The 18,136-nt window shown below is 48.3% G+C and carries 15 protein-coding genes and 1 riboswitch; of the genes, 6 read left to right on the top strand and 9 right to left on the bottom strand.

What is annotated here, in order from left to right:
* Positions 1–1,312, bottom strand: a 1,312-nt coding sequence (locus I2H74_RS22145) for a hypothetical protein (protein WP_195576421.1), incomplete at its 3' end; no start/stop codon positions are given.
* A gap of 258 nt (positions 1,313–1,570) precedes the next feature.
* Between I2H74_RS22145 and I2H74_RS22140 the strand changes: the two genes are divergently transcribed.
* Entirely contained in the window at positions 1,571–2,323 is a 753-nt protein-coding gene (locus I2H74_RS22140) for an alpha/beta fold hydrolase (RefSeq protein WP_195576420.1), read from the top strand.
* Between the two features lie 6 nt (positions 2,324–2,329).
* Positions 2,330–2,974, top strand: coding sequence for a TetR/AcrR family transcriptional regulator (locus tag I2H74_RS22135; protein WP_195576419.1), 645 nt, complete (start codon positions 2,330–2,332; stop codon positions 2,972–2,974).
* Between the two features lie 219 nt (positions 2,975–3,193).
* On the opposite strand, the gene hmpA is transcribed toward I2H74_RS22135, so the two are convergent.
* The 3 genes from hmpA to I2H74_RS22120 all read right to left on the bottom strand — a co-directional run bounded on the left by hmpA (position 3,194) and on the right by I2H74_RS22120 (position 6,414).
* Positions 3,194–4,474, bottom strand: a complete 1,281-nt coding sequence (gene hmpA, locus I2H74_RS22130; protein WP_420707477.1) for an NO-inducible flavohemoprotein — start codon at positions 4,472–4,474, stop codon at positions 3,194–3,196.
* A gap of 85 nt (positions 4,475–4,559) precedes the next feature.
* Entirely contained in the window at positions 4,560–5,432 is an 873-nt protein-coding gene (locus I2H74_RS22125; protein ID WP_195576417.1) for a cation diffusion facilitator family transporter, read from the bottom strand.
* Positions 5,433–5,658: 226 nt separating this feature from the next.
* Positions 5,659–6,414 (bottom strand): exodeoxyribonuclease III, encoded by a 756-nt coding sequence (locus tag I2H74_RS22120; protein WP_195576416.1) that lies wholly within the window; start codon positions 6,412–6,414, stop codon positions 5,659–5,661.
* Positions 6,415–6,725: 311 nt separating this feature from the next.
* On the opposite strand from I2H74_RS22120, the gene I2H74_RS22115 reads away from it, so the two are divergent.
* Positions 6,726–7,286 (top strand): serine protease, encoded by a 561-nt coding sequence (locus I2H74_RS22115; protein ID WP_195576415.1) that lies wholly within the window; start codon positions 6,726–6,728, stop codon positions 7,284–7,286.
* 154 nt (positions 7,287–7,440) lie between these two features.
* Positions 7,441–7,824 (top strand): hypothetical protein, encoded by a 384-nt coding sequence (locus I2H74_RS22110; protein WP_195576414.1) that lies wholly within the window; start codon positions 7,441–7,443, stop codon positions 7,822–7,824.
* Between the two features lie 340 nt (positions 7,825–8,164).
* Here the strand turns inward: I2H74_RS22110 and I2H74_RS22105 are convergent, their stop codons facing one another.
* The 3 genes from I2H74_RS22105 to I2H74_RS22095 all read right to left on the bottom strand — a co-directional run bounded on the left by I2H74_RS22105 (position 8,165) and on the right by I2H74_RS22095 (position 11,858).
* Positions 8,165–8,629 carry a C40 family peptidase gene (locus I2H74_RS22105; protein ID WP_229106943.1) on the bottom strand — a complete coding sequence of 155 codons (465 nt, stop codon included), beginning with the start codon at positions 8,627–8,629 and terminating at the stop codon, positions 8,165–8,167.
* 5 nt (positions 8,630–8,634) lie between these two features.
* Positions 8,635–8,780, bottom strand: a riboswitch (cyclic di-AMP (ydaO/yuaA leader).
* Between the two features lie 264 nt (positions 8,781–9,044).
* Positions 9,045–9,863: a carbamoyl transferase gene (locus I2H74_RS22100; protein ID WP_229106942.1), complete on the bottom strand. Its 819-nt coding sequence runs from the start codon at positions 9,861–9,863 to the stop codon at positions 9,045–9,047.
* 3 nt (positions 9,864–9,866) lie between these two features.
* Positions 9,867–11,858, bottom strand: a complete 1,992-nt coding sequence (locus I2H74_RS22095; RefSeq protein WP_195576413.1) for a M1 family metallopeptidase — start codon at positions 11,856–11,858, stop codon at positions 9,867–9,869.
* 149 nt (positions 11,859–12,007) lie between these two features.
* On the opposite strand from I2H74_RS22095, the gene I2H74_RS22090 reads away from it, so the two are divergent.
* On the top strand, positions 12,008–12,505 hold the full coding sequence (locus tag I2H74_RS22090) for a YwhD family protein (protein ID WP_195576412.1): 498 nt from the start codon (positions 12,008–12,010) through the stop codon (positions 12,503–12,505).
* Between the two features lie 93 nt (positions 12,506–12,598).
* On the opposite strand, the gene I2H74_RS22085 is transcribed toward I2H74_RS22090, so the two are convergent.
* Positions 12,599–13,219, bottom strand: coding sequence for a TetR/AcrR family transcriptional regulator (locus I2H74_RS22085; RefSeq protein WP_195576411.1), 621 nt, complete (start codon positions 13,217–13,219; stop codon positions 12,599–12,601).
* Positions 13,220–13,473: 254 nt separating this feature from the next.
* On the opposite strand from I2H74_RS22085, the gene I2H74_RS22080 reads away from it, so the two are divergent.
* Positions 13,474–15,699 carry an MMPL family transporter gene (locus I2H74_RS22080; RefSeq protein WP_324254135.1) on the top strand — a complete coding sequence of 742 codons (2,226 nt, stop codon included), beginning with the start codon at positions 13,474–13,476 and terminating at the stop codon, positions 15,697–15,699.
* Between the two features lie 242 nt (positions 15,700–15,941).
* On the opposite strand, the gene I2H74_RS22075 is transcribed toward I2H74_RS22080, so the two are convergent.
* A complete protein-coding gene (locus I2H74_RS22075) occupies positions 15,942–18,011 on the bottom strand; it encodes a transglycosylase domain-containing protein (RefSeq protein WP_420707476.1) in 2,070 nt (689 codons plus the stop codon).
* Positions 18,012–18,136: the final 125 nt, after the last annotated feature.

The raw sequence follows: 18,136 nt of genomic DNA, 5'->3' as shown, positions 1-18,136 counted from the left end.
AGATGGCCGCAGCGGGAATGAGCGCCCACGGAACGAGGGTGCCGCCGCCTACCCAGATGGCGGACCCCTGACCGAGGGCGGTGAGTGTCGCTGCTCCTGAGCCAATGGCTGTGGCGAACAGCTGCGCGATGGAGCCCGCCAGGGAAATGCCCGAGAATCCGGAGCCATCCAAGCCGGTGATGGCGCCAATGACTGTAAGCGTCACGGAGCCTATGGCGCCGTTAAGCAGAACGACTCCGGCGAGTGCCACACCTAGGTCGTTGACGATGCCGTGTGAGGCAGCAGGCAGCACCTTGCCGAACAAGTCAGTGAAGGCGGCATCGCCAAGATAGAAGAAGGCGGCGATCGGAATGACAGGCCCAAACACTTTAAAGCCGAATACAAATCCATCGATCAAGTAAGAGGTTACTTTTTCAAGACCGTGATTACGATGGGCAATGATTGTAACTCCAATGAGGATGAGTACGGCAGTTCCTCCGACTAGAGCAGTCGCATCTCCCCCCTGAAGGTTTAAGAGAAACATCGCCACCACATCTACAGCAAATAGAAGCAGGATGATAGCAGATAGCCAGATGCGTAGAGTAGGCGAGAGCATGACCACATTGCTACTATCGGACTGATCGGTAAGCGTTTGGGATTTGCCGGTGACTAGACCATCTCGGAAGCTGCCGTTCTTTATATCTCTTCGCATCATCCAGAAGGCGGTGATGGTGGTGACCAGCCCCATAACGATGACGAGCGGAATGCTGGCGTTCATGACACTCAATACCGGAATACCGGCCGCATCGGCTGTAAGCTTCGGAGCGCCTTGGATAATGTAGTCCCCGGATAGGGCAATTCCATGGCCAAACAGATTCATCGCCATAGCTGCGCCTAACGCAGGTAAACCGACGCGAAGCGCAACCGGCAGCAGGACAGCTCCGATTAAGGCGACCGCTGGCGAGGGCCAAAAAAAGAAAGCGGTTACCATCATGATGATCCCGATTCCCCAATACGCCATAGCAGGCGTTCGGAGAAAGCGCGTCAGCGGCGCTACCATGGTCTCGTTGATCCCGGTTTGGATCAGGACTCGACTCATGGCGACGATGATCGAGATGATCATGATGGTGCTCATGAGCTCCTTTGTCGCGTAAATAAAGGATTGAAAGATACCGGATACCGAACCGCTAAGCGTCTCCGTTGCGAGCAGGCCGAGTGCGAAGATACCCGTGACGCAGACCATCGTGGTGTCGCGTCTTCGTATCATCAGGGCCATAATGAACACGATAAAGACGAGGTACACCCAGTGGATTGCGGTTAACTGAATCCCCATATGGGTCACGTCCCTTCTTTCTAAATAACAGGCAGTGAATACATGTTATGCTAGGGCCTAGGTAATGGTTCACTTGTCTGTCATTACCTTGCATGCCCGTCCTCATATATGGTTTCTCAGAACGTCCTGCAGTCTTTTTCTTGTCCAATGGACCTTTAAAGAGGGGTCAGTACGATTAAAAATTTCATTATTTTATATTGACTAAATGTTCATTCAATAATAAATTTATCATGTATTCCACATTTTGGAGGGATGGCGATGGATTTATATAGCGAGGTATCAGGTAAAGGTGAGCCGATTGTACTTATTCACTCTGGAGGAGCTGACTTGCGCGACTGGACATTTGTTGCCCCGATTCTGGCTAAGCATTACCAGGTCATCGCTTTTGATGGGCGAGGCTGCGGACAATCTCCTTCACCTACAGAACCATCAGATTATGTTAAGGATCTGCTCATGGTCTTTGAGCATTATCAGCTAGAGCAAGCAACCATCATAGGTCACTCAATAGGCGGACAGATTGCGACTGAATTTGCGCTGAAATATCCAGAGAGAGTCGCGAATCTCATTCTTATCGCCCCTAGCTTAACCGGCTTTACTCACAGCGAGGAATTCTCGGCAAGGATGCAGGAAACACAAGCTGCAGCTCCAGATATCAATAAGATGATGGAGCTCTCCTTAGAAAAGGCTTGTGGGTACCGTGTGGTGATGGCCAGCCCTCATCGTGAGTTCATGATTGACATGTGGAAGCAGAATATATCGAAGATAGCTGAATGGGCGACAACGGAAGCCGTATGGCCCGAGCCGCCAGCCATTGAGCGGCTTCATACGCTTGCAGTCAACACTTGCTTTCTGGTTGGCGAGTACGATGCGTCAGATCTGCATCGTATCGCGGACTGCTTTCGGGTCGTGCCGAGTGTCCGGATCATGAAGATGGAGGGCGCCGATCATATGCCGACGCTGACTCACCCTGAGGAACTCTGCCGACATATCATTGCATTTATGGAGGATTGAATCCACGTGCCGCGTACAAAAGAAGAGAATGAACGTATCCGACAAGCTGCAAAAGAAAAAATTCATGCGGCGGCGATGACCCTTTTTATTCAAAAGGGCTATCATGCGACTTCCATTGATGATGTAGCAAAGCAGGCTAACATCTCCAAGGGACTGCTGTATAACTATTACAAGGGAAAAGAAGAGCTTCTTGCCGTGATGGTTCAGCTAAGAATTGAGGAAGTGCGAGCGGTTATGGAGACAGCTGCATCGCTAGCCAACCCTATGGATCAGCTCTGTTATATTGTGAATGGAGCGATCGATCATGTTCATCGCAACCCGGCAGTATATCGCTTTTATTTGAATCTCCAAACACAACCCGAAAATGACCATGTTCTTGCTGCCTACAGCGAGCAGTTGAATCAAGAGTCGAGCAGACAGTTTGAGGTGCAGTGTCAGATGTTTGAGCGGCTTGGCGCGAAGGAACCGAAACTCAGATCACTCAGCTTCTCGGCTGCCCTCCATGGCACGATGCAGATGATGACGATGTATACGAAGGGATTCCCTGTTGAGCAGATGAAGCAGCAGATGATAAGCGAGTATTGTGCGTTGTCTCATGAAACAGACAGAGGTAGTCATTCCAGAAAAGACTCACCATCTAAAGCACCCTGATGACCCATGCACGTTGTCCAGACCTATCTTTAAAGACAAACTGCTTGCAGGATGGAAAAGTTAGCGGCAGATACATGGCTATTTGAGAACGAAACGCACAAAAGCGACAGCCAGAACGCATCTACATGTGTTCCAGGCTGTCGCTTTTTTTTGCGAATCCCAATGGTTTCTCGTTTTTTCAATACTTCATCAGGATTTCCATGCTAAGACTTGTCATCCTTACAGCTTAAGGCTGCCCTTTGGCCCAAAGTACTCCGAGTGAATATCGCTCTCTTGAGCACCTAGGCTTCGTAGTGTGTTCACGACTGTTTCCATAAAGGGAGCGGAGCCGCATACGTAGAACTTCGCATCTGTAGTCGGCAGGATCGATTGCAGCCATTCTGCGTCGATTCGACCTTCATGCTGGTAGAGCTGCTTATGCTTATCCTCTTCAGTTGGTTCAGAATAGCAAATATAGGTCTTCGCTTGCGCCTCATCCTTGCTCCATGCAGCCACTTCGTCTTGGAAGGCATGGGCAGCGCCATGCTCTGCGGCATGGATGAAGATAGCAGGCTGTCCATTTGCCTGTTCGCTGTGTGCTTTCAGCATGCTGATCATCGGTGTTACACCTACACCAGCGCTGATCCATACATGAGGACGCTGGTCTTCACTTTGCAGGGTGAAATCTCCTGCTGGCGCAGACAGATAGAGCACATCTCCTTCTTTCACCTGCTCATGGAGGTACACCGATACCTTGCCTGCTGGGCGATCTTGGACAGCATCCTCACGCTTAACCGTAATGCGGTAATATGCCTTGCGAGGCGAATCGCTCAAGCTGTACTGGCGAATATGGGTATGGGCCTCATTCGGCATATCCACTTTAACACTAACGTATTGTCCAGGCTCGAAGCTTGCAAGTGCGCCCCCATCTTGAGGTTCTAGATAGAACGAGGTGATCTTATCACTTTCTTCTTGCTTGCGAGCAACGACGAAGGCACGGAAATCTTCCCAGCCGCCGCTTTGATGAGCGGCCTGATCATACATCTCTGTTTCAGTCGAGATAAAGATATCTGCGATCACACCATAGGCTTCTGCCCATGCTTGGATAATGTCATCCGTGGCAGCATCCCCCAATACCTCTTGAATCGCTTCAAGCAAATGCTTGCCGACGATCGGATAATGTTCTTTTTTGACTCCAAGGCTGCGATGCTTATGCGCAATCTGCTTAACAACCGGAACGATTGCAGCGAGCTGGTCAATATGCTTGGCGGAAGCCAGCACCGCTTGTGCAAGGGCCATCTGTTGGCGCTCCTGCTGCTGATTGGCATGGTTGAACACATTCAATAATTCAGGATGATTCGTAAAAAGTTTTTTGTAGAAGCATTTCGTAATCGTTAATCCGTGCTGCTCCAGAACAGGAACCGTTGATTTAATAATTTGGATCGTATTTTCACTTAACATTGTACTTCCCCCCAGTTCACGAATTCGTTCGTTACTGGATTTAAGTATAAATTTTGGCATGAACCACAATGTGTGATTACGATCACATCAATTTTTAACAATTAGCAACAATTAATCAATCCGCTTCAGATCTTGTTCGCTACCCTTACGTAAGGAGCGATCGTTCATGCTCGGGCTCAACATGGATTAAGACCTCGGCACGGCTAAATATGGCTTTGATGTCCTTCTCGATCTGATCACAGATAAAGTGAGCGGCCTCGATGCTTGCTGAGGAGGGGACGACAAGGTGAAAGTCGATGTATTCCACGGGTCCCGACCGGCGTGTGCGGAAGTCGTGATATTCAATATAATGCTGATTGTAGGATTGAATCAAATCCTTAATTTGCTGCTCTTCCTCGTCTGTTAGTCTAGCATCGAGAAGGGGAGGGAAAGATTCCTTCATCAAGGTGTAAGCCTCTTTCATGATATATATGGCGAGCACGATCCCGATGATCGGGTCCAAGATCGTCCACCCTGTGAGCGTAACCAGCAACAAGCTGAATCCAACTCCTAACGAGGTGTATACGTCCGTAAGCAGATGGAGCGCATTGGACTTCATTGCGACAGAATTCAATTCCTTTGCAGCTTTGCCAACTTTTTTGGATACAACATAATTGATGGCTGCGCCAGTTACCATTACAAGAATACCGAGGTAAGGAAGCTCGATTGGAGTCGGATGCAGGATCTTGTGCACACACTCATAGATAATCCAGATGCCTGCTACAAAAATAAGCAGCGTCTCGATCGTCCCCGAGATATTTTCAATTTTGCCGTGCCCATATGGATGACTGCGATCAGCTGACCGACCGGATAATCGAACAGAGAAGAAGGCAATAATTGAAGCGGCCAAGTCCAGCGAGGAGTGGATCGCTTCGGAGATAATGGCTACCGATCCCGTTACGATCCCAACAACAAGCTTTAGCAAGACGACGAAAGTGTTGCTCAATACCGATAGAAAAGCAACTTTTGATCCTTTCACGATGCACCACAACCTTGTTTTATGATTATGTTCAATAGCCTAACAAACGAAAGTGGAGTGGGTCTAGAGAAACCTATTTTCGCCATAACAGGTATTATGCTCATGCTGAAAATTGTTGATGCAGCCCAACTGGTTCAGCAGCAGCGAGTATCTATTCATCGTAATGTATAAAAAAGGCCGTCCTTCTGGACGACCTTCGAGCGGTATAAATGTATATCAATAAACGTTACATATCTATTTCAAGACATACAGGACAGTGGTCGCTGCCCATGATATGAGCGTCTATGCTTGCTTCGCGTACTTGATCCTTTAACCTGGAAGATAGTAAGAAATAATCAATGCGCCACCCGATGTTGCGCTCGCGTACCTTCGCCATATACGACCACCAGGTATAGGAGTCCGTCTTATCTGGGTATAATGCTCGGAATGAATCGATGAAACCAGCTTCCTGAAGCTCCGTCATCTTGCCGCGCTCCTCTTCCGTAAAGCCGGAGTTGCCGTGATTAGACTTTGGATTTTTCAAATCAATATCTTGATGGGCAACATTTAGATCCCCGCATACAATGACAGGCTTTGCTTGATCGAGCTCCAGCAAATACTGACGGAACCGATCCTCCCATTCCAAGCGATAATCGAGTCTCGACAGGTCGCGTTTCGCGTTAGGAGTATACACGGTAACCAAATAGAAATGATCAAATTCGAGCGTAATGATTCTTCCTTCTGGCTCGTAGTCTTCCTCCATTCCATAACGAACCGATAACGGCTTCTTTTTGGTGAACACGGCCGTCCCAGAGTAGCCTTTTTTCTCCGCATAATTCCAGTACTGCTCATACGATTCATCAATCGTCAGGTCGATCTGTCCTGCTTGAACCTTTGATTCCTGAATACAGAATATATCGGCGTCTACCTCTTTTACATAATCATAGAATCCTTTATTCACACAGGCTCTTATGCCATTCACATTCCAAGATACAAGCTTCATTGGGAGCCTCCTTATCGCCAATTCTTTTCAACATAGTGTAACATAGATCGCGCTTGTTCGGACGAACACATAACAGCAAATAATGACAAGAATCGGCTGTAGAGGATGCTGTTCGAGCGGGCTGTCAGAAAAGAGAATGAAAGATAATGAAGGGTCGAAAATGGATAAAAAACGATGAAAAGTGCAGAGTTGAAGAAGCGACAGTGTTTGTCAATGTTATACAAGATGAAGGAGAATTAACTCATTTTTCAGCTTATTTTCAGAAATGCTGTCAATAATAGAATCAACCCGATAAAGGGAGGTGACCATATATGCAAGGGAAAACATCTAAGATGCTCGCGATGACATTCGCATTTATGCTGCTTGCAGAGCCTTCGATCTCACAAGCGATGGCCAAGGATGCCTATACCGCACGTACGACGGCAGCTGTGGAGCAGCGGGCAACCTCAACGGGAGAGCAGAGTAATACCAGTGCAGCGAAGACGGATGCTTCTAAATCAGGGGAAGAAGATGAAGCGACAAAGAAGAAGCTTGAATCGCTGAAGAATGATCCGGACATGCAGAAGCTTCATGCAGAGATGAAGGAGCTTCGGAGTCAGATGCGCACGCTTCATGAGAAGAAGGTGAAGCTGATCGCCACGAAGCTTGGCATTTCGACAGAAGGTAAGACGCTCGAGCAGATTCGTCAGGAACTAAGCGAGAAAACAAATGGAAAAATTGGAATGTTCCACGAGAAACATGTCGGATCGAAGGAAGGACGACTAGAGCGTCTGAAGCGATTCGCGGAAAAACAAGGCATTTCGACAGAAGGTCTGACGGAGGAACAGTTAAAGGCGAAGCTGAAGGAATGGCGCCAGCAACAGAGTAAATAAAGCACATCAATATATGCATTGATAGGAGGGATTGCCGATTGTTGGCGGTCCCTTTTATTATGGCCTGTGGTTAGTTTCTGAGTGTAAAATGATGATATATTATGGCACAAATAGAACGATAATCATGATACGTATGGAGGAGGTTAGGAGAGAATTGAAGTTTTATCGTTATGTCTTATGTATCCCGCCTCTGGATTGGGAATGTTGCTTTCTTCATATTGAGGAGTACAAGCAGAGTTTTACTAGAAAGTATAATCAGAATAAAGAGTATTACAGGCGAGTAATTGGAGATTGTCATCAGCATATTGGGGATATCGACAATCTCGCTGACTTGACCTATAAAGATCTCTCTGCAAGTGTTCCAAATGCTAAGCTGCGCTGTCCCGCTATGATTTTCTCTATACCGAGCGGCAATGTGCGAGGCTCCGCTTTGTTTTGTATCATATATAAGTTGGACAATGACGGGGATACGTTTATTTACTCTCCTGTTCCGCTTGTTCATTTAGAGCAGGATCAAATGGGTGAGATTGAGCTTTAATAAGAGCTATGAGCACTGAATAACCTATGATGCCATCAAAATGACAACTTCCGCATGTATTCTTAATGATGGCTGTGACATGAAGGGAAGGGGAAAAATAAAACGTCTTATTTGTAATCAATCTAAAAAGGCGTTTGATTTCTCCATTTAATGGGTATAAACATAATATGGCGCTGAACGATGCAGCATAGAGCGGATAGTGAACCTCGATAGAGAGTGGAGAGATCGAACGGTGCAGGCAAGATAGGAGTCGCATGAGCACACTAAAAAACCCGATCGGTTCTGCTCAACCAATCGGGCTTGACTTCAAAATTGCTTGATATGTACTGCGAATGTTGACTTATTCTGCAGCAATGTCTTTGTATTGATTGTCACTCAAGATACGTTTAGCGCCAACATAACGTTCTGCATAATAGTTCATGCTAAGCTTGTCGGTACGTGTACCTTTGCTAGTGGAAGCATGAGCGAATTCGCCATTGCCCACATAAATGCCGACATGAGAAACTCCATTGCCGCTTGTGTTGAAGAATACCAAATCTCCAGGACGCAAATCATCTTTTGCTACTTTCGTACCTGATTGGTACATCGAGGAAGAGGAACGTGGAAGATCGATCTTGTATTTGTCGAATACATAGCCTACAAATCCAGAACAATCAAAGCCGTTTGTTGTTGTTCCGCCATACTTATAGGAAATTCCCATCAAACCATCAATCGTATTGCTCATCTTCGTTGCGGCGAAAGCGCTTCCTGTTCCCAAAGAGAATAAAAGTCCTACGCCGACCATCGCTGTAATAATCTTCTTCAACTTAAATGTTCTCCTTCCGTGCCTGCGAGGTTAGCTGGAGGGTTCGGTTGAAGGTTCCCTATGATCTCTGCGCGAGGCGAGATCAATTCACCCAGTACTAATTGGTTCCCCCGCTTCTCGGCTGTCCCCGAGAATTCGGCGTTCTGTTCATTACGAGTATTTTGTCCGGTTCACATTACAATTTTGCTAGTTCTAAGCTGACTTCATGACAAAGTTGTAATAAATCTGTTCCTATTGTAACAGAGCATTAATAATTTGACAAACCCTTTCGACCAAAAAAATGAAAAAAACTTGCTCAAACCTTCAAAAAAGGTTCAAGCAAGCGTTTTCTTCGCCAATATTTGGTTTGTTTTTGTTCTAAAAACTCGATTTTGAGCACGGGTCCAACAGGGGTAAAAGTTACAAACGTTAACGATTACTCCGGTGTATTTTCCCATGCGTGATAGCGGCTGGACAAGCTCCATAGCTTCAGCAGCGCGCGTAGAGCCGGGAAAGCCTGCTGTAGAATAAGCGCGGTCATGCCTGTCCAGAACATGGCGGCCGCTGTAACCAGGATGCTGCTCAAAAGGGAGACTCCCATAAAGATGAGAGAGATTCCGAGAACAGGGAGGGCACGGATGCAACCTAGCTTCAGTGATTGGATGAATGACGTGTCTGAGGATACGCCAAACTGCCAAAATAAGAACAAATGATGAACGATCCAACCGCCAATAACCCATCCTATGACAACAGGCAGCACGCCAGTCAACAGTGCCTGCCATCCAAGACTGCTGGACAGCTTAGTGGCCAAGTAAGGAATAATCCAATATGCAGGTGCTAATAGGACAAGCGTTTCAAGAATATAAATAAGAGACATCTTCTTCCACGATGCTGCGATCCCTCGAAAAAAGGTAAGTCCTGAATCGTTGCGATGATGGGCCATCGCATAGTAGGTGCCTGCTTGGATAAGTGGAGTAAACAGCATGCGTACGGCGATGAATCCGACAATAGCCCACAAGTAAGGCGTCACATAATTGGTTTTTGTAAGCAGAAATTGACTTTCCATCATAAATAGCTGGGTGCTCAGCTCCGTTGGTGCAGGATTGGGATAGCGGTGAAGCAGCGGAACGATGAGGGATTCAAGAAATCGGTACAGGAAGAATCCCCACAGCAGCTGATACAAGAACAGCATGACCCAAATATAGATATGGCTTTTGCACCAGGACCAGCCGGCATGAATATAGCCCTTCATCATTCCTCACCACCCTAATATGTTGCTGATGATTTCAATTGCCTTTACTGCCGTCCAATTCGCTCGCGTTCTAACAGGCTCCTCTACAGTTGCCTTCATATAGTTGTTAATATGTCGGTTCTCTACTGCGATGGAGTAGAGCGGATCTATCATGACCCATTCCAGTGGTGAGGCATGCTTCAACTGATACTGAATGCGGTCGCCTTCCACCTGCCATACCTTTCTTGTTGTGGTGCCATCCTCGAAGTGGAACACGATCGGAACGCTAGGATAGTCGGCTCCATACTTATGAATGTAGACGGTGCTTTCATAGCTGGTATTGCCTGCTTTATCCTTGACTTCCTTCATCTCAACATGATCGACGGCGAAGTCAGCCATTTGATCGCCATATACATATTGATTGAAAAAGTCGGTCCATTTCTGTTTTGTTACGCTTTCTACTACACGCTGAAAGTCTGCTGTCGTCGGATGCTTGAAGCGATATTTCTGGGTATAGGTTTTTAAAATGCGCATCATCGTCTTTTCGCCGACCTGTCTTTCAATTGCGAATAGCACGAGCTTGGCGCGGTAGTACACATTTTCCGCATAATGATTCTGGCCCTTGTACTTCCAGGCAGACTGCTTCAGCGGCGCAGGATCAGTCATATAGCTTGCCTGAAGGGGAAGGCTAGGTGTTACGCCGAACTCGGACTCCATCAATTTATCCTCTGCATAGGAGGTGAAGCCTTCATCAAGCCAAGCTTCCTCAAATTCATTTGATGCAATCATGCCATAGAAGTATTGATGGCCGATCTCGTGAATGACGGTACGCTCCAAGTCATAGCCGGGACTTTCATCCTCTGCTCCGAACGCTGTGACGAGCGTCGGATACTCCATGCCTCCTGCGCCATTGCCGCTCATTGGCGGAACCACGATGGACAGGGTCGAGTAAGGATATTCTCCGAACCATTCACTGAACTTGGTGAGCGCAGCCTTAGCAGCATAGAAGTAGCGTTCCTTGAGCTCTGCGTGCTTTGGATCCAGATACAGCTTGATACGAACCCCAGGCACATTTTTAGTTGAAAAGGGTTCCTCGGCATATACAAAGTGAGGAGAAGCTGACCAAGCAAAGTCATGGACGTCGTCCGCATAGAATTGATAGGTGCGCAGGCCATCCTTGTCAATTGGAGCCTTAGCTTGGAAGCCGGTTGAGGCGACCATATAGCGGCTAGGCACTTGGATTCTTACATTAAAGATGCCGAAGTTCGAATAGAACTCGGAGCTGCCATGGTATTGATGCACGTTCCATCCTTCCGAGGTTCGCCCGCGCACGCCGGCTTTCTCGTAGGCAGCAAGCTTCGGAAACCATTGGCCAGCCATCACAAATTCGTCATCTGTCATCCCCATGCGCGCGAATACTTTGGGGAGCTCGACCTCGAAGCTCATTTTTAAAGTGATCGATTCTCCTGCCTTTACGGGCTGCGTGAGCCGAAGCTTGGCCACAGTGCGGTCTTTTTTGTTGCTGTCATCGGGCTGTACATAATCAAGGCGATTCATCAGGGACAGCCCCTCCGATGTTTTAAGCTCCGTAATCTTGATGTTTCCATATCCGTTCTCAGGCATCTTGTCCTCCCGCAGCCTGCCTCCCGATTCCTTCATGAAGGTGGTATGCGGCGAGGCGAAGGCATTCGGATACAGGTGAAAATAAAGCTCGTTCACCGTCTTCTTGCCTGGATGGTTCCAGGTTATGGTCTGGGTTCCATATAGCTTTCTTGTGGCCTCGTCCAATCTGACATCAATATGATACTCTGTGATCCGCTCGCTGCGTGGAGCTTCCGTTGTAGGTTGTATCTGCTGAGGGAGCTTGGCAGGCTCGTCTTGTCGAACTTGACCTTGTGCTGTTTCAGGACCCAGGGAGGGCAAGGGCTCAGCGGGCCATAGCCATTGAATGAGCAGATATACGAGGGTGATTCCTGTGATTACATAAGCAATTGAACGATAAGCATGGCTTCGAGTCATCCGTTTCTTACCTCCCGTTGACAAGCATCTACAGCATGTATATGTTGGCATTTTTCAGATTATTAGCTAAAATGAAAATGATTTTGATTCCAGTCCACAACCTTGGTACAGGAACCTTGGAAGAGGCAAGTAAGGAAGGGGTATAGGAAATGGAACAAGAGAAAAAGCCAAAGAAGCAGCTTGCCTTCAATGTGATGAGCAGCGGTAAACATAAGGGCTTCGGTGCAGGAAGCATTGATCTGAATAATGTGTCCCCCGTGATCATCGATCAAGGACGAGCTTATATCGATATGGGAGCGATGCACGCGAAGAGCAAGCTTGAGCGCGGCATTAAGTTCTCTGCCAATCGTGAAGACGTGCCAAACGGTCGCAAGTGCTGGATCGTATGGGTTGCCGTCGACCGCAACGAGGAAGGATCCTTCTATGGCGGTTTGACAGCTTGTGAGATGCTGGTGGATGAGGAAGCGAAGCGCGGATGGAAGATCCTTGCCGATCATGTCAATCGCATGGATTCCGCGATGAAGCGCCGCATTCTCTTGGAAGGCTTGAGCGGGGAAGAGAAAGGTCTTCTGCGAGAGCTTCTGATGACGCATAACGAAGAATGGTGGGCCCGCACTTCCGATGAAGTAAAGGAAGCTCTGGCATAAGCATGAAAAAGAGGCATTCAGAACATGAATGATCGTGAAGATCTTTTCATTCTGGATGCCTCTTTATTGTGATTTCGCTTTCTATTAAGCCTTTCAATCGACCGGGGCGATGCCTTCCCAGAACAGCTGGATAATGGCCTCTGCCATCTCCATTGTCGATTGATACAGCTCTGCGGCATGCTCTCGATTGCCGAGCATTGCCAAAGCGGTAAAAGCATGGGCCATGAGGTGAGGGTCCCCTCTGCGAATTTGCTGCTCTTCCATGGCCTTTGCAAAATGGCTTGCGATCAATTCGTGAATCGCCTGCTCGGCTTCACGAATACGGTTGAGCTGCTCCTCTGTGAGGTGCGCGAGGGCTTCACGGAGCATCGTCTCCATGTCATTGTGCGACTGCTTCATTTTTACTTCAATGATACGGATAAGTTTGGGCTTAATCGGCCCTTCGGCAGTTAAGAATAACCCTGTGTGATAATGGGCGCTCTCCAGCATACCAATAAGAGAGGCTGTAAACAGCTCTCCTTTATTCGGAAAATAATAATAAATAGAAGCCTTGGTGATATTACACTCCTTCGCGATTTGCTGAAGGGATATGGCATCATAGCCCTGCTCCATAAACATGGCGGCTGCTTTCTTCAAAATAAGCTCCTGCAGAGGCTGCTCCTGAGATTCCAGCTTCGGTCTACCCGGTGAACGTGGTGAAGTTGCTCTTTTCATAAGCTTTCCTTTCTGCATACGATAATGATCTACCCTCTATTATGCCATGTAGCGCATCGAACAAAATACCTAAAATCATCGCCACATGGAAAATACAAAATAATGGTTGCACAATAATTAACCTTCCAGTATATATAATATTATAATCGATGATGTATGACCATCATGCTGTGCCTTTTATCGATGAAAGGATTCACCTTTCATTTACGCATTGATGAAAGGAGCATGGACGTGAAGTCGAAGGAGGAGTAGGAGTGAAAGCAATAGAGTCAATATCGCGCGCGGTAACGGGGAAGCGCGGAAGATGGGTAACGCTTGGCATATGGATCCTGCTGGTTGCCGTATTGAGTATGGTCTGGCCACAAGTCAACACGGTTGAGGATAACAATGCAGCGAATCTAGAGAGTACGGCCCCTTCGGTCGTAGCCGATGGGATCGCAGAGCGGGAATTCGGCAATGGCACGGATATACCAGCGCTTATCGTATGGAAGCGGACAGGGGGGCTGTCCGAGGATGACCTAAGCAAGCTTCAGTCCTTGACGAAGGAACTGACGGAGGCGCCGCTTCAGGATCAGACAGGAGTGATTCCGCTGCATCAACTGCCGGCGCCTGTGCTGCAATCGCAGCTATCAGAGGATAAGAGCAGCTTTGTTCTGCCTATTTTATTTGATAAGGAAGCCGATGCAGACCATCTAAAAGAGAGTGTAGATTCATTAAAAGCTAAGGTTGCGGCGATCTATGGGGAGAACCTATTTGAGCAGCCTATTGATGGATCAGACGCTTTGTCTGCGCGTGTAACGGGCCCAGTGGGCATTTCAATTGATGCTACTGCATTGTTCAGCAATGCCGATGTATCCTTGCTGCTCGCAACGGTGCTGCTTGTACTCGTCATTTTGTTATTAATCTACCGTTCGCCCATTCTTGCGCTTATACCAATCGTAGCGGTGGGCTTCGCTTATGGCTTAACGAGTCCAATTCTTGGGTTGCTTGCTGAGCAAGGCATTATTATTGTTGATGCGCAAGCCATATCGATCATGACCGTGCTGCTCTTTGGGGCAGGAACGGACTACTGTTTGTTCCTTATTTCTCATTACCGGCATGTGCTTACGCAGGAGCAGGATAAGCGGAAAGCGTTGATTTCTGCATTCAAAGGCTCCTCTGGAGCAATCGCAATGAGTGGCTTTACGGTCGTTATCGCGCTTCTTGTTCTGCTGCTTGCCAAGTACGGAGCATACCAGCGCTTTGCTGTTCCGTTCAGCTTGTCGATTCTTGTGATGGGGGCAGCGAGCCTGACCCTAGTACCGGCAATGCTTGCGATCTTAGGGAGAGCCTCCTTCTATCCCTTTGTGCCGCGCACACCGGAGATGGAGGCAGAACGCGCCCGTCGAAAAGGAAAAGCGCCCCGTGCTGCGAAGCAGCGTTCGGACAAAGGCATTGGCGTCCTTGTCGTCAAGCGGCCTTGGACGATTCTGCTGGTTACACTGCTCCTGCTGGGTGGTTTGGCTGGCTTCTCAACCCAGCTTAAATATACATTTGATATCCTTTCTTCCTTCCCATCGAATATGGAATCGAGAGAAGGATTTAAGGTGATCGGAGAGCAGTTCTCCGCAGGAAGTCTTGCTCCGGTAAAAGTAATGGTAGATGCGAGAGGCAATGATACCGATCTTAAAGCAAAGCTTGAAGCACTTCCTTATATCGCGAAGGTAGGCGAACCGCAAGAAGGGAAAGAGAATTCACAGATTCAAGCGTATGAGGTTGAGTTCAGCATGAATCCCTATTCAATGGAGGCCATGCAGCATATCCCGGATTTGCGCAATGTGTCTGAACAAGCGCTGCTTGCTGCTGGGGTAGAGGATCCTGCCGCTCACGTATGGATCAGCGGACAAACCGCAACACAGTACGATACTGAAGTGATTGGAGATCGAGATGCTGCAATTGTTATTCCTGTCGTGATTGGGCTGATTGCACTCCTATTGCTTGTATATTTGCGTTCCTTGGTTGCTACCCTGTATCTGATCGGGACCGTCGTGTTGTCCTTCTTCTCAGCCCTTGGACTTGGGTGGATCATTCTCCACTACGGCTTTGGCGTGGAGGCGATACAAGGGGCAATTCCGCTCTATGCCTTTGTCTTCCTCGTGGCGCTCGGGGAGGATTACAACATCTTCATGGTGTCTCGAATATGGCAAAAGAGTAGAACCCTGCCTCTTAAGCAAGCGATCAAGGAAGGTGTGAACGAGACCAGCTCCGTTATCACTTCGGCTGGCATTATACTAGCTGGCACCTTTGCGGTGCTTGCTACCTTGCCGATCCAAGTGCTCGTTCAATTTGGTACTGTAACAGCATTAGGGGTGCTGCTCGACACCTTTATCGTCCGGCCATTGCTCGTGCCTTCCATTACGGCCATCCTTGGCCGCATCGCCTTCTGGCCAGGGAGACGAAGCCCTGCTGTCGGCGAGGAAGCAACCAAGTCCACTATGTAGGTTAGTTGTGGCATTATTAGTAATAAACGATAGGGTTTAACTCGTTTTTCATTCTCTCGCTCAGTTCAGTACTCTGAGAAGAGGAAGAGTTGAGTCCTCTTTCTGTAAATAACGAAGAAATTAGCGGTCTTGAATCCATTCTCTACGGGAAGCCATCAGGCAGCAATCCATTAATATTGAAATAAGCTCCTTGGTGTCCTTATAAAAAGGTCCATGCAAGGAGCTATTCCTTAATTAGTCGGTTATCCTGTCCACCAGCGCTTGAAGTGCTGCCACCAGGACTTCTTCTCTTGCTCCAACGGAGCGTCCTTCACCTTATCCTTATCGGGCTGATCGGACGGATGCGCTCCGCAGTATTCCGTAGGCTCGGTTCCTAAAATAAATGTTTCCATTTTCTTTGCGGGACAGCCCTCGCCTGCCAATAGGCCGGTTGATGGATCGATATAGACGCTTACGACGTCATCTGGCATCGGAAATAGCTTTGGAGGCACGCTTTCCAGTGCCTTCTCTGTATATTCAGCGAAGATCGGGGCGGACAGATGGGAATCCATCGTTGAGATGTTCTTCCCTTTGTCATAACCGACCCATACCGCTGTAGACAGCTCCGGCGTATAGCCGACGATCCAGGAGTCCATGTCCGTGGTTCCGGTCTTGCCGGCAACCGGACGCTTCAGAGTGCTGGATACGCGGTTACCGGTGCCGCCTGTTTCGAATACGCTCTCCATGAGATTCGTCAGCACATAGGAGGTGGAAGCATCTACGACTTGCTTCTCTTCCGCCTCTGGCGCCTCATACAACTTCCTGCCGCGGCTGTCGGTAACGGCAAGCACGGCCCGCGGCTTAACTTCTCTGCCTTCATTGCTGAGCACAGCATAGGCTCTAGCCATATCCAGCGGCCGCACGGGGAAGGTCCCGAGTGCAAGTGAGGGAAGGGGCTTCATCTCCGTTTCGATGCCAAGCCGATTGGCCATCTCAATGACACGCTCAGCCCCTACCTCCATAATGGTATTCACGGCATAAATGTTATCCGAGGCAGCGATAGCCTGCCGCAGATTGATATCGCCGTAATATTTGTCGCCATAGTTGCTGGGCTTGTAAGTCTTGCGCCCCTCATCATAGTTGAAGGCCGTCGGCTCGCTCTTGAACTGTGTCGCCGCGGTAATCACCTTATCCTCCAGCGCCGTTAAGTACACGAACGGCTTGAAGGAGGAGCCGGGCTGTCTTGTGGTTGCCAAGACGCGGTTATATTGATTGTCGCGATAGTTCTTGCCGCCGACCATTGCTTTAATATCGCCGCTGCGCGGGTCTATTGAGACGAGCGCTGCTTGCAGATCGCCTTCGGCTGGGATATTTTTTCCAACAGCGGCCTCTGCAGCCTGCTGGGCCCTTGAATCGAGCGTTGTATATACCCGCAGTCCACCTGTCTCAAGCTCCTCCTCGGTAAGGCCCAGCGCCAGCAATTCCTTCCTAACATAGTCACGGAAGTATGGAGCAATCAGTGTAGACTCTGAGCGGGATTCCTTGGATTTAAAAGGAAGTGTCACTTGATACGCTTGATCAGCCTGCTGCTGCGTAATGTAACCTGTGGTTACCATGTTCTGTAGCACGATATTTTGGCGATCCTTCGCATTCTTCATATTCATCCAAGGGGAATAGTAGGTCGGCCCCTTTGGAATGCCAGCGAGCATGGAACTCTCGGCCAGCGTCAGCTCCTTGGCTGATTTGCCAAAATACATTCTGGATGCGGATTCGATACCGTAAGCTCCATGACCATAATAGATCTGATTCAGATACATCGCGAGAATCTCGTCTTTCGAATATTTCATTTCAAGCTGCAGGGCAAACAGCGCCTCTTTCACTTTACGCTTCCATGTCCGCTCATGAGTGAGGTAAAGGTTGCGTGCGAGCTGCTGAGTTAAGGTGCTTGCACCCTGCCTCGTAGAGAAGCTCTCCAGATTGACCAGCATGGCTCGTCCGATCCCCTCGACATCAAGGCCCCAGTGCTGATAGAATTTACGGTCCTCGGTTGCAATGGTGGCTTGAACGAGCGAAGGAGAGATTTCCTCGATTGAGACATGCCGCTCCATTGCCCGTTCGCTAGACAAGAGACTGATAGGCTTTCCTTCCCGATCCAGCAGTTCTGAGGCCTGCTGCATATCGGATACCGGCAGATCGGAAAAGTAGAGATAACCTAACGTAGAAGCAGCACTTCCTGCACCGAGCAGAAGGAAGATGCCCAATGTATAACAGAATATGAGCCATCGGCGTCTGCCCTTAGCGCTCTTAGCTGAAGAAGAATGGGATGTCGACAAGGCAAGCAGCCTCCTTTGATGTGACGGATAGTGAATGCGGACTCGAATTTTACGAGAAAATGAAATCTATCTTTCAGTATGGACAAACTCGAAGTAAATAAATCGACATAATGATCCGAACATTA

It is taken from the genome of Paenibacillus sp. 1001270B_150601_E10, assembly GCF_015558675.1.
GTDB lineage: Bacteria > Bacillota > Bacilli > Paenibacillales > Paenibacillaceae > Paenibacillus_B.
This window is presented reverse-complemented; position numbering and strand designations above follow the sequence as displayed.